The organism is uncultured Streptococcus sp. (genome assembly GCF_963518475.1).
Lineage (GTDB): Bacteria > Bacillota > Bacilli > Lactobacillales > Streptococcaceae > Streptococcus.
On sequence record NZ_CAUQJA010000031.1, the window covers coordinates 1 to 12,959 of the forward strand.

The window sequence follows — 12,959 nt, forward strand, 5'->3', positions numbered from 1 at the left end:
GTGGAACAAAGTTAACTTCTGGATTGGAAGGTTTACAGACAGGAGTTGCTTCTTTGGGACAAGGATTAAGTAATGCTAGAGATCAACTTAAATCAGCATCAACGGAATCTAAAAATGCAGAGATTTTGTCAAATCCACTCAGTCTTTCAAAAACAGACAATGATCAAGTTCCTGTAAATGGAATTGCAATGGCTCCTTATATGATATCAGTTGCTCTCTTTGTTGCAGCAATATCAACGAATATGATCTTTGCGAAGCTACCTTCAGGACGTCATCCTGAGAGCCGTTGGGCTTGGTTGAAATCTCGGGCTGAAATAAATGGTATTATAGCTGTTTTGGCAGGAATTTTGGTATATGGAGGAGTTCATCTTATTGGTTTAACTGCTAATCATGAAATGAGAACATTTATTCTCATTATCCTAACAAGTTTAGTATTCATGTCCATGGTGACCACTTTAACAACATGGAATAGCCGTATAGGAGCTTTCTTCTCTCTTATTTTGCTTTTATTACAGTTAGCATCAAGTGCAGGTACTTATCCACTTGCTTTGACAAATGATTTCTTTAGAGCCATTAATCCTTGGTTACCAATGAGTTATTCAGTTTCTGGATTACGACAAACAATCTCTATGACAGGAAATATTCATCAACAAGTCATTTTCCTTTCTGTGATACTAATACTATTTATTGGTTTAGGTATGCTAGCCTATCAACCTAAGAAAATGGAAGAAGATTAAAAAAATCGACCGATTAACTGGTCGATTTTTTTATGCCTTAGATGACTTTCGTCTGTGATTATAGATTCCAAATAGTAAGAGAGAAGTAAAGGAACATATTGCTCCAGTAATAAAACCATTGGGAATGAAGGAAAGTGTAATAGTTCCTTTCCTCTTGTGAACATCAACTTTCATAAATCCAGTTTGAGCTTGTTTAATTTCTATTTTCTTACCATCTTGGTAGGCAGACCAACCTTTGTCATAAGGAATGGTGAAAAAAATAGATGTATCTTGTTGGACATCATATGTAGCAAAAACCTTGTTTTTAGAAGTTGAGACTGTTACAGGCTGTCCTTTAATTTTTTGAATTGCCTCAGTTAAAGTTTGTGTATCTAAACGATAGAAGGTAGGAGATTCAAATGATACTTGTGAATTTCCAGGGAAACTAACATGAATATTGAAAGTTTTTTTCTCTTTAGTATAGCCTAGATTAAAGAAGGAGAAGGCATTATCAGTTGTAAAAGTTTTCTTTTCTCCATTTACAAGGATGTCAACCTTTTTTTGTTTGTCATTAGAAAAGTAAAGGTTTGTGAAAGAAAGATAAACTTGACTGTTTTCGGGAATCTCAATTTGATACTGGATTGCTGCATCCTCATTTGAAGAATTTGTAACACTAATCAAATCATCAGTATTTTCAGTTTTTTCATAAGGTATTGGAGAAAAATAATCAAAATTGACGTTAGCAAGTTGATTTAAAAACAAGGCCTGATTATCCAAAGTGTGTTCATTGAACTTGACATCATTGTAAACAGATTGACTAGCAAATGCAATCGGAAGAGAGTATTGATTTTCATATAGGGTAAGATTATCTTTTTGATATATATCTTTAAAACCATACTTATCAATAGGACTGTCTGAGATATTGTACTGGATACCAAATAAACTATCAGCCAAAATACTATTATTGGCATAGCGGAGATTGAGATTAGTCCCAGAGGATTTAAACCCAAGTTTATCCAAAGTAGAGCTTGCTGAACGATTTCGAACAGATGAAAATTGAGAGATTCCATTGTAGTTGAATTTCATACTGTCATTTCCTGTCTGAGTTTGTAGTTTCTCAGTACGGGTAAATTGATTTCCAATATATGTTGAGAAAGATTCCATAGCTGGGATATCTCTATTATAAGCACTTCGAGAAGCAAATCCCCATTCCTTAGCAATTCCGTCTATTTGAGATGAAGCATTTAAACTCATTTCAACCATTATAAATAAAGAGATTAGAATGGCAAATAGATTTACAGAGATAAACTTTTTGAGAACTGCAAGGAGTAAAAGTGAATAGACAACCAAAAATTCAAGAGTAAGCAGAATATTCAAATCTGTTAAAAAAGAATAATGCGATTTTAGATAGATGGTAGCTAAAAATCCTGTTACTATAAGAAAAAGCGAAACTAAAAAATTCCAGATTTTAATTTCTTTCAGACGATTTAAGACTTCCGCTGCTGTGTAAATTAACAAGGTAGAGAAAATCCAAGCATAGCGATGTAAAAACATGTTTGGAGTATGCATGCCTTGCCAAAATAAATCAAGAACTTCAATATAAAAGCTGGCAATTAGAAATGCAAAGAAAATTGCATAGATAAGTTTCACGTGAAACTTAATAGATTTCAGCGTAAAAAATAAAATGGTCAAAATAAAGGGAAGTAGTCCAACAAAAATCATTGGGATGGCCCCATACTTTGTTGTATCAAAGGAACCAATGAATTGCTTAGCAAAGAGATCAAGATACCAGCTACTTTCAGTTTTAAACTTTGTAATTTCAGTCAATTTTTCCCCATGTGTCTGTAAATCAAACAGAGTAGGAAGAGTCAGAATCAAACTAGCCATACCAGCTAAAAAGGAGGTCACAACAAAATCAAGAAAAGATGATTTTCGGGTTTTAAAGTCCCAAGAAATTTGACAGAGATACCAGAAAATAAGAAACAATGCTGTCATATAGCCAAAATAATAGTTTTGGATAAATAAGATTGACAGACTTGTAAAGTACAATAGGAATTTCTTTTCAGTTATCAGTAGATGTAAACCAGTTATAATTAAAGGAATCAAGATAAAAACATCTAGCCAGGTTTTTATCTCTAATTGACTGACAGTGAAACTCATCAGAGCATAGGAAGTAGATAAAGCTAGTTTTAAAGGCTTAGGAATCGATTGAAATAATTTATTTAAACTAAAGTAAGTTGACAGTCCAATCAATCCAAATTTTAAGAGAGTTGTCAGATAGACAGCATCTGGCATATTAGTTAGATCAAAAAAGTAAACTAGTGGTGAAAGGAAACTACCCAAGTAATAACTAGATAGGGCATAGAAATTCAATCCGAGGCCACTTGTAAAGGTGTAGAACAAACTACCATTTCCGTGTAGGATATTTCTTAGAGCTATATCAAAAATAACGTATTGATGAAACCCATCTCCTAATAGTGGAGATGTATCGCTATTCCAGTAGATACCTTGAGATAGATATACTCCTATCATAATAATTATGGGAATGATGGAAGAAACAAAATAGGTCCAATATGTTTTAAAAAATAATTTCATGTTACCTCATAAAATGTTAGAAAACTCAGCTGGTTAACCCAACTGAGTTTTGAAGTTTTATTTAGTCTTTCCAAAGTTCTTTAACTTTTGCTTGTACTTCTGCATTCTCTAGGAATTCATCATAGGTTTCATCGATACGGTCAATGACGCCATTTTTAGACAAGACAATGATATGGTTAGCTAGAGTTTGAATAAACTCGTGGTCATGGCTGGCAAAGATGATTGATTCTTTAAAGTTTTTCAATCCATCATTCAAGCTTGAAATAGATTCCAAGTCCAAGTGATTCGTTGGATCATCAAGTACAAGGACATTTGATTTCAAGAGCATGAGTTTTGAAAGCATAACACGCACTTTTTCTCCCCCTGACAAGACATTTACAGGTTTGTTAACTTCATCTCCAGAGAAGAGCATACGGCCGAGGAAGCCACGTAGGAAAGTATTGTCATCTTCTTCTTTACTTGCGAATTGACGCAACCAGTCAAGGATTGACTCTCCTCCTGCAAAATCTGCCGAGTTATCTTTTGGCAAGTAAGAACGGCTAGTAGTTACTCCCCACTTGACAGTTCCTTCGTAGTCAATGTCCCCCATGATTGCACGAATTAATGCAGTCGTTTGGATGTCATTTTGTCCAATAAGCGCTGTCTTATCACCTGGACGCAAGATAAAGCTGATATTATCTAAAATAGTCTCACCATCAATCTTTACAGTTAGATTTTCTACTGTCAAGAGATCATTACCAATCTCACGTTCCGCTTTAAAGTTAATAAATGGATATTTACGACTAGATGGTACAATTTCTTCAAGTTCAATCTTATCAAGCATTTTCTTACGTGATGTTGCTTGTCTTGATTTAGAAGCATTAGCAGAGAAACGAGCAACGAACTCTTGCAATTGCTTAATTTTTTCTTCTGCTTTAGCATTACGGTCTGCTAGCAATTTAGCAGCGAGTTCAGAAGATTCCTTCCAGAAGTCGTAGTTTCCGACATAGAGTTTGATTTTTCCAAAGTCAAGGTCGGCCATGTGAGTACATACTTTGTTTAAGAAGTGACGGTCGTGGGATACTACGATAACGGTGTTATCAAAGTCAATCAAGAAGTCTTCTAACCAAGTAATCGATTGGATGTCCAAACCGTTGGTAGGCTCGTCCAAAAGAAGAACATCTGGTTTACCAAAAAGTGCTTTGGCGAGGAGAACCTTTACTTTTTCACCGTTGGCCAATTCGCTCATATTTTGATAGTGCAATTCTTCTGGGATATTTAGGTTTTGAAGGAGTTGAGAGGCTTCACTTTCTGCTTCCCATCCTCCAAGCTCGGCAAACTCTCCTTCAAGTTCGGCAGCACGCACTCCATCTTCGTCTGAGAAATCTTCCTTCATGTAGATGGCATCTTTCTCTTTCATGATGCTATAAAGTTTTTCATTTCCCATGATAACGACATCAATGGCACGTTCATCTTCATAGTCAAAGTGATTTTGACGAAGAACAGAGAGACGTTCATCTGGACCAAGAGAGATGTGACCAGTAGTAGGTTCGATATCTCCAGCTAAAATTTTTAAAAAGGTAGATTTTCCGGCACCATTAGCACCAATTAATCCGTAAGTATTTCCTTCTGTAAATTTGATATTGACATCATCAAAAAGTTTGCGATCACTAAAACGTAGTGAAACATCAGATACTGTAAGCAATGTTTTTCTCCTATATGTGTAATATATTTATTCTACTAGAAAATACGGAAATATTCAAATTTTTATTTGTCAATTTTGTGTAAACTATATTTACAGCATCCTTTACACAAATCTGTAACTGGCAAGACTGATTTATTTTGATAAATTACGGTTATTTTATTAAAAAAATGCTATAATTGAAGGGACCATATCGAAGGAGAATAAAATGACTAAACCCATTATTTTAACAGGAGACCGTCCAACAGGAAAATTGCATATTGGACATTATGTTGGAAGTCTCAAAAATCGAGTATTGTTACAGGAAGAGGATAAGTATGATATGTTTGTGTTCTTGGCTGACCAACAAGCTTTGACAGATCATGCTAAAGATCCTCAAACAATTGTAGAGTCTATCGGAAATGTTGCTTTGGATTATCTTGCAGTTGGATTAGATCCAAGTAAATCGACTATCTTTATTCAAAGTCAGATTCCAGAGTTGGCTGAGTTGTCTATGTATTATATGAATCTAGTTTCATTAGCTCGTTTGGAACGAAATCCGACAGTAAAAACAGAGATTGCTCAGAAAGGCTTTGGAGAAAGTATTCCGACAGGCTTCTTGGTCTATCCAATTGCTCAAGCAGCTGATATCACAGCTTTCAAGGCTAATTATGTTCCTGTTGGGACAGATCAGAAACCAATGATTGAGCAAACTCGTGAAATTGTTCGTTCGTTTAATAATGCATATAACTGTGATGTCTTGGTAGAGCCAGAAGGTATTTATCCAGAAAACGAGAGAGCAGGGCGTTTGCCTGGTTTAGATGGAAATGCTAAAATGTCTAAATCACTCAATAATGGTATTTATTTAGCTGATGATGCGGATACTTTGCGTAAAAAAGTAATGAGTATGTATACAGATCCAGATCATATCCGCGTTGAGGATCCAGGTAAAATTGAAGGAAATATGGTTTTCCATTATCTAGATGTTTTTGGTCGTCCAGAAGATGCTCAAGAAATTGCTGACATGAAAGAACATTATCAACGAGGTGGTCTTGGTGATGTGAAGACCAAGCGTTATCTACTTGAAATATTAGAACGTGAACTAGGTCCTATTCGTGAGCGCCGTATTGAATTTGCTAAGGATATGGGAGAAGTTTATAATATGCTTCAAAAAGGTAGTGAAAGAGCGCGTGAAGTTGCGGGTCAAACCCTATCTGAGGTTAAAGGGGCAATGGGACTTCAGTACTTCAAATAAGTTTATTTTACAAGAAACTATCATTTCTATCTCAAAGAAAAGATAGTTTTTTATTTACCCCTGTAACATTTGACAAATTTTTATAGAATGGTATGATAGATACAATATAAAAAGAGTCAAGCTCAAAAAGAAAGAAAAGAGGAAACTTCGAATGTCTAATTGGGACACTAAATTTTTGAAAAAAGGTTTTACCTTTGATGATGTATTGCTTATTCCAGCTGAAAGTCATGTGTTGCCTAACGATGCAGATTTAACAACTAAATTGGCAGATAATTTGACTTTAAATATCCCAATTATTACCGCTGCCATGGACACAGTTACAGAGAGTCAAATGGCCATTGCTATTGCTCGTGCAGGCGGTCTCGGAGTTATCCATAAAAACATGTCAATTGCTCAACAAGCAGACGAGGTTCGTAAGGTAAAACGTTCTGAAAATGGAGTTATTATTGATCCGTTCTTCTTGACGCCTGAACATACAATTGCTGAAGCAGATGAGCTTATGGGTCGTTACCGCATCAGTGGTGTTCCAGTTGTTGAAACACTTGAAAATCGTAAATTGGTTGGTATTTTGACAAACCGAGATCTTCGTTTTATTTCAGACTATAACCAACCAATCTCAAATCATATGACCAGTGAAAATCTTATTACTGCTCCTGTGGGTACAGATCTTGCAACAGCTGAGAGCATTCTTCAAGAACACCGTATTGAAAAACTTCCGTTGGTAGATGAAGAAGGTCGTCTTTCTGGTTTGATTACTATCAAAGATATTGAAAAAGTTATTGAGTTTCCAAATGCCGCTAAAGATGAGTTTGGTCGTCTACTAGTTGCAGGTGCAGTAGGTGTTACTTCAGATACATTTGAACGTGCAGAGGCTCTTTTTGAAGCAGGAGCAGATGCGATTGTTATTGATACTGCACATGGTCATTCTGCAGGTGTCTTGCGTAAAATTGCTGAGATTCGTGCTCACTTCCCAGATCGTACTTTGATTGCTGGAAATATTGCTACTGCTGAGGGAGCGCGCGCACTTTACGAAGCAGGTGTAGATGTTGTCAAGGTTGGTATTGGACCAGGTTCTATCTGTACTACTCGTGTGATTGCAGGTGTTGGTGTTCCACAAGTAACAGCTATCTATGATGCTGCAGCTGTTGCGCGTGAATATGGTAAAACGATCATTGCTGACGGTGGAATCAAGTATTCTGGAGATATTGTAAAAGCCCTTGCTGCAGGTGGAAATGCTGTTATGCTTGGATCAATGTTTGCTGGAACAGACGAAGCACCAGGTGAAACTGAAATCTTCCAAGGACGTAAATTCAAGACTTACCGTGGTATGGGATCAATCGCAGCAATGAAGAAAGGTTCAAGCGATCGTTATTTCCAAGGTTCTGTCAATGAAGCAAACAAACTTGTTCCAGAAGGAATTGAAGGCCGTGTTGCTTATAAAGGAGCGGCAGCTGATATCGTCTTCCAAATGATTGGTGGTATTCGCTCTGGTATGGGTTACTGTGGTGCAGCTAACCTTAAAGAACTACACGATAATGCTCAATTTATTGAAATGTCTGGTGCTGGTTTGAAAGAGAGCCATCCTCATGATGTACAAATTACGAATGAGGCACCAAATTATTCTATGTAAAAAACAATGAAAAGAACTCCTACGAAAACAGGAGTTCTTTTACAATGTTGTCAAGTTTTATTTACAATAACTTTACCATCCTGAATAGTAAAGATACTTAGATTTTCTGGCAGATTTTGAAGATGATCTAAGCTTGTTGTTGTGATAAAGGTTTGGATTGAATGAGAAATCGTTTCTAATAATTTTAGTTGTCTAGTGTTGTCAAGTTCGCTCATAACATCGTCAAGTAGTAATATTGGAGATTCTGTAGTAATACTTTCCATTAATTCGATTTCTGCTAATTTTATAGAAAGGACGAGACTACGATGTTGACCTTGACTTCCAAAGCTAGCATCCATCCCATTTATATAAAAAGAAATATCATCTCGATGAGGACCAACACCAGTATTCTTTTTAAATAAATCTCTGGACCTACTTTTTTCTAAAGCAATTTTGAAAGATTCGGATAAGTCTTCTTTGTCAGTTGGCTTGACAGAAGATTGATAAGATATTGACAACTCTTCAATCTGATTAGAGAGTTCAAAATGTTTCTTACGCCCAAATTATTCTAGTTTTTTTATGAAATCTAAGCGGTGATTCATTACACGACATCCATAATCGACTAGCTGATCATCCAATACTGAAAGGAAGGTTTCATCTATTTTTTGAGCTGATTTTAGATAAGTGTTTCTTTGCTTTAGGATGTGGTTATAATTGGTTAAGTCAGATAAATAGATTGGCTTAATTTGTCCAAGCTCCATATCAATGAATTTTCGTCGAACTGAAGGTGCTCCTTTAATTAGTTGTAGATCTTCAGGAGCAAATAAGACAACATTCATGTGTCCTACGTAATCTGAAAGTCGTGCCTGTTTTAAGTGATTAACTTTTGTCACACGGCCTTTTTGTGTTAGTTCGATTTCTAGAGGAATGGATCCAGTTTTTTTCTGAACGAGACCTGAAAGATGAAGTTGTTCCTCATCAAAATGAATGAGATTTTTATCTGTTCGAGTTCGATGACTGCGGGTTAAGGCTAAAAAATAGATAGCCTCTAACATATTTGTTTTACCTTGTGCATTACGTCCTAAAAAGACATTTAATTTAGGATTAAAGTCTATTTTCGTCTCTTTGTAGTTACGAAAAGTTTTGAGAGATAGGTATTGTAGCCACATGATTATCTACCGGGGAATCGTGGAGCTTGTTTGCTTTTTGGTGATGAAGTAGGTTTAGAGTTGTCTTTTTTTACTCCTTTATTCATCTCCTTGACAAGTTTAGCGATTCGTTCTTTTTCAACTTTATCATCTTGGTATTCATCCTGTTCTTTAGAAGTAGGTTGTGTCAACAAGATGTCAATATTCATGTCAGGGATGTCAACTTTATCACCAATACGAAGTTTTTTACCACGACGATTCTCTAATTCCCCATTAAAGTAAACAGAATGTTCAGAGAGAAATGATTTGATAGCTCCTCCGCTATGTGTAATTCCAAGTTCTTTGAGTAGTGCTTGGAGGGTAATAAATTCTTCAAATAATTTGTATTCCATAATTCACCTCAATCTTTGGTATTATACCATATTTTCCTAAAAATAGTGAGAGAAACAAGGAGTAATGTAAGCGATTTTTATTTCAAAAGTGTTACAGAGAACAAGAAAATTTCAGGTTTTCGTGATATAATAGAAGTCTGTATATAAGGAGGTAAATCATGGAGTTAGTGCATGGAATTTCAACACATTTTATCCAATCAAAAAAGTTTAAAACGAACAAAATCACCGTACGTTTTACCGCTCCATTATCTCTCGATACGATTGCAGGTCGCATGTTGAGTGCGAGTATGCTAGAGACTGCTAATCAGATGTATCCAACTTCTCAAGATTTGAGAAGACATTTGGCCAGTCTATACGGTACAGATATGTCAACCAATTGTTTCAGAAGAGGACAAAGTCACATTGTAGAGTTGACATTTACCTATGTTCGTGATGAGTTTTTGAGTAGGAAAAATGTGCTAACTTCTAAGGTTTTGGAACTTGTAAAAGAAACTCTTTTTTCACCCGTAGTAGTTGATAATGGGTTTGATCCGGCCTTATTTGAAATTGAGAAAAAGCAATTGCTAGCAAGTTTAGCAGCTGATATGGATGATTCTTTTTATTTTGCACATAAAGAATTGGATAAATTATTTTTTCATGATGAACGTCTTCAATTGGAATATAGTGATTTACGAAATCGTATTTTAGCTGAAACTCCACAGAGTTCTTATTCTTGTTTCCAAGAATTTTTGGTCAATGATCGAATAGATTTCTTTTTCCTAGGTGATTTTAATGAGGTTGAAATTCAAAATGTATTAGAATCATTTAGCTTTAAAGGTCGAAAAGGAGATGTGAAGGTTCAGTATTGTCAACCTTATTCCAATATCCTTCAGGAAGGTATGGTTCGGAAAAATTTGGGACAATCCATTTTGGAATTAGGCTATCATTGCCCTTCTGAATATGGTGATGAGCAACATTTACCCATGATTGTAATGAATGGTTTACTTGGTGGATTTGCTCACTCTAAACTCTTTACAAATGTCCGTGAAAATGCTGGATTGGCTTATACTATTTCAAGTCAGCTCGATTTATTTAGTGGATTTTTGAGGATGTATGCTGGTATTGATCGAGAAAATCGGAACCAGGCTCGTAAAATGATGAATAATCAACTGCTTGATTTTAAAAAAGGTTATTTTACAGAGCTTGAGTTAGAGCAGACCAAGGAAATGATTCGTCGGTCTTTATTACTTTCTCAAGATAATCAAAGTTCATTGATTGAACGTGCTTATCAAAATGCCTTATTTGGAAAATCTTCAGCAGACTTTAAAGGTTGGATTGCAAAACTCGAGCAAGTTGACAAAGATGCTATTTGTAGAGTAGCTAATAATGTGAAACTACAGGCGATTTACTTTATGGAAGGAATAGAATGACAAAGGTTGTTTTTGAAGAAAAATACTATCCAGCTGTAAAAGAAATGGTTTATCGAACTCGTTTGTCAAATGGATTGACAGTTGCTCTTTTGCCTAAAAAGGAATTTAAAGAGGTTTACGGGAGTGTAACTGTACAGTTTGGTTCGGTAGATACGCTTGTCACAGAAGTTGACGGAGATGTAAAAGAATATCCTGCGGGAATTGCTCATTTTCTTGAACATAAATTATTTGAGAGAGAAGATGCTAGCGACTTGATGTCGGCTTTTACGAGTCTAGGTGCAGATAGTAATGCCTTTACAAGCTTTACAAAAACAAGTTATCTTTTTTCAGCAACGGCCCATTTTTTAGAAAATTTAGACTTACTTGATGAATTGGTAACATCAGCACACTTTACTGAAGATTCCATTTTAAGAGAGCAGGATATTATCCAGCAAGAACGAGAAATGTATCAAGATGATCCAGATTCGTGTTTATTCTTTTCAACTTTAGCGAATTTGTATCCTGGTACACCTTTAGCAACAGATATAGTTGGAAGTGAGGAGTCCATTTCCAGAATCAATCTGACTAATTTGCAAGAAACTTTTACAAACTTTTACAAACCTGTAAACATGTTTCTGTTTTTAGTTGGTAATTTTGATGTGGAGCGAGTACAAGATTATTTTGAAAGAAAAAAACTGGAAGATTCAGATGTTCAGGAAGTAACAAGAGAGAAGTTTGTTTTACAAGCTGTAAAGCAAACAGACAGTATGAGAATGGAATTGTCTTCTCCTAAATTAGCGATTGGGATTAGAGGTAAGCGAGAAGTGGCTGAAGCGGATTGCTATCGACATCATATTTTATTAAAATTATTGTTTGCAATGATGTTTGGTTGGACTTCGGATCGTTTTCAAAAACTATATGAATCAGGTAAAATTGACACTTCCTTATCTCTAGAAGTTGAAGTAACAAGTCGCTTTCATTTTGTTATGTTGACAATGGACACAAAAGAGCCAGTTGCTTTATCTCATCAGTTTAGGAAGGCCATTCGTAATTTTACAAAGGATTTAGATATTACAGAGGAACATCTAGATATTATCAAAAGAGAGATGTTTGGAGAATTTTTCAGTAGCATGAACTCTCTTGAATTTATTGCAACGCAATATGATGCTTTTGAACATGGTGAGACAATTTTTGATTTACCAAAAATTTTACAGGAAATTACTTTAGAGGATGTCCTTGATGCTGGACATCACTTAATAGATGAAGGGGACATAGTTGATTTTACAATATTCCCATCGTAGTAACCTATCATAATAGACACTAGAAAGAAGGAATGACAAGTATGAGGAAAAAAACAATTGGTGAGGTTTTACGTTTAGCTAGAACCAACCAAGGGTTAACTTTAGAAGAATTACACAAAAAAACAGAAATTCAGTTGGATATGTTGGAGGCAATGGAAGATGATGATTTTGATCAACTTCCTAGTCCATTTTATACTCGTTCTTTTTTGAGAAAATATGCGTGGGCAGTTGAGCTAGATGAGCGAATTGTCTTGGATGCTTATGATTCTGGGAGCATGATTACTTATGAGGAAGTAGATGTTGATGAAGAGGAGTTGACAGGCAGGAGACGTTCAAGTAAGAAAAATAAGACATCATTTTTACCTTTATTTTATTTTATACTTTTTGCACTATCGATTGTAATTTTTGTGACTTATTATGTTTGGAATTATCTCCAGACTCAACCTGAGCGTTCATCTGCGTCTAGTTATAGTGTGGTCCAAGCAACAAGCTCGACTAGTTCTGTAACTCCGTCTTCAAGCAGTAGCTCATCTAGTAGTTCTTCGAATATGGAACCAGCTATAAGTGTATCAGGTGAAGGAAATAGAGTAGAAGTTGCTTATAAAACGAGAAAGGAAACTGCAAAATTGCAATTATCAGTCTCAGATGCTAGAAGTTGGGTTAGTGTTTCAGAAAGTGAGCTTGAGGGTGGCGTGACCTTATCACCGGATAATAAAAGTGCGGAAACAACAGTTTCAACTAAAAATTCTGTAATCATTACTTTAGGTGTTGTCAAAGGTGTCGCTTTAACAGTAGATAATCAGACTGTTGACTTATCGAAATTAACAGCTCAGACTGGAAAAATCACTGTAACCTTTACTAAAAATTAAGGAAAAACGAATGAAAAAAGAACAAA

General features: G+C 35.6%; 9 protein-coding genes and 1 pseudogene. 6 read left to right on the plus strand and 4 right to left on the minus strand.

What is annotated here, in order from left to right; all coding sequences use genetic code 11:
* A partial coding sequence (locus RYK12_RS09485) for a YhgE/Pip family protein (RefSeq protein WP_314848699.1) occupies positions 1-737 on the plus strand: 737 nt, incomplete at its 5' end.
* A 30-nt stretch (positions 738-767) separates the two neighbouring features.
* On the opposite strand, the gene RYK12_RS09490 is transcribed toward RYK12_RS09485, so the two are convergent.
* Both RYK12_RS09490 and RYK12_RS09495 read right to left on the minus strand, forming a co-directional pair.
* On the minus strand, positions 768-3,311 hold the full coding sequence (locus tag RYK12_RS09490) for a YfhO family protein (RefSeq protein ID WP_314848701.1): 2,544 nt from the start codon (positions 3,309-3,311) through the stop codon (positions 768-770).
* Between the two features lie 61 nt (positions 3,312-3,372).
* Entirely contained in the window at positions 3,373-4,995 is a 1,623-nt protein-coding gene (locus tag RYK12_RS09495; RefSeq protein ID WP_000958774.1) for an ATP-binding cassette domain-containing protein, read from the minus strand.
* A gap of 205 nt (positions 4,996-5,200) precedes the next feature.
* Between RYK12_RS09495 and trpS the strand changes: the two genes are divergently transcribed.
* Positions 5,201-6,226: a tryptophan--tRNA ligase gene (gene trpS, locus RYK12_RS09500; protein ID WP_314848703.1), complete on the plus strand. Its 1,026-nt coding sequence runs from the start codon at positions 5,201-5,203 to the stop codon at positions 6,224-6,226.
* A gap of 151 nt (positions 6,227-6,377) precedes the next feature.
* Complete coding sequence (gene guaB, locus RYK12_RS09505) at positions 6,378-7,856, plus strand: IMP dehydrogenase (RefSeq protein ID WP_000073401.1); 1,479 nt, start codon at positions 6,378-6,380, stop codon at positions 7,854-7,856.
* A 50-nt stretch (positions 7,857-7,906) separates the two neighbouring features.
* Here guaB and recF read toward each other — a convergent pair.
* Both recF and yaaA read right to left on the minus strand, forming a co-directional pair.
* A pseudogene (gene recF, locus RYK12_RS09510) lies at positions 7,907-9,004 on the minus strand (DNA replication/repair protein RecF).
* Between the two features lie 2 nt (positions 9,005-9,006).
* Positions 9,007-9,375 carry a S4 domain-containing protein YaaA gene (gene yaaA, locus RYK12_RS09515; protein WP_314848705.1) on the minus strand — a complete coding sequence of 123 codons (369 nt, stop codon included), beginning with the start codon at positions 9,373-9,375 and terminating at the stop codon, positions 9,007-9,009.
* A gap of 158 nt (positions 9,376-9,533) precedes the next feature.
* Here yaaA and yfmF point away from each other — a divergent pair, with 158 nt between their 5' ends.
* From yfmF to rodZ, 3 genes are read left to right on the plus strand one after another with little or no spacing between them, the layout of a single operon-like run.
* A complete protein-coding gene (yfmF, locus tag RYK12_RS09520; RefSeq protein WP_314848706.1) occupies positions 9,534-10,784 on the plus strand; it encodes an EF-P 5-aminopentanol modification-associated protein YfmF in 1,251 nt (416 codons plus the stop codon).
* Positions 10,781-12,064, plus strand: coding sequence for an EF-P 5-aminopentanol modification-associated protein YfmH (yfmH, locus tag RYK12_RS09525; protein WP_314848708.1), 1,284 nt, complete (start codon positions 10,781-10,783; stop codon positions 12,062-12,064). The genes yfmF and yfmH overlap by 4 nt, the downstream gene beginning before the upstream one ends.
* Positions 12,065-12,105: 41 nt before the next feature.
* The gene (gene rodZ / locus RYK12_RS09530; protein WP_314848710.1) at positions 12,106-12,933 is read left to right on the plus strand and encodes a cytoskeleton protein RodZ; all 828 of its coding nucleotides are present in this window, start codon (positions 12,106-12,108) and stop codon (positions 12,931-12,933) included.
* Positions 12,934-12,959 lie beyond the last annotated feature (26 nt).

What these genes read in the sequence shown, in the direction of transcription:
- yfmF (WP_314848706.1), top strand. Translation starts at nt 9,534, where the DNA reads ATGGAGTTAGTGCATGGAATTTCAACACATTTTATCCAATCAAAAAAG.
- RYK12_RS09490 (WP_314848701.1), bottom strand. Translation starts at nt 3,311, where the DNA reads ATGAAATTATTTTTTAAAACATATTGGACCTATTTTGTTTCTTCCATC.
- yfmH (WP_314848708.1), top strand. Translation starts at nt 10,781, where the DNA reads ATGACAAAGGTTGTTTTTGAAGAAAAATACTATCCAGCTGTAAAAGAA.
- yaaA (WP_314848705.1), bottom strand. Translation starts at nt 9,375, where the DNA reads ATGGAATACAAATTATTTGAAGAATTTATTACCCTCCAAGCACTACTC.
- guaB (WP_000073401.1), top strand. Translation starts at nt 6,378, where the DNA reads ATGTCTAATTGGGACACTAAATTTTTGAAAAAAGGTTTTACCTTTGAT.
- rodZ (WP_314848710.1), top strand. Translation starts at nt 12,106, where the DNA reads ATGAGGAAAAAAACAATTGGTGAGGTTTTACGTTTAGCTAGAACCAAC.
- trpS (WP_314848703.1), top strand. Translation starts at nt 5,201, where the DNA reads ATGACTAAACCCATTATTTTAACAGGAGACCGTCCAACAGGAAAATTG.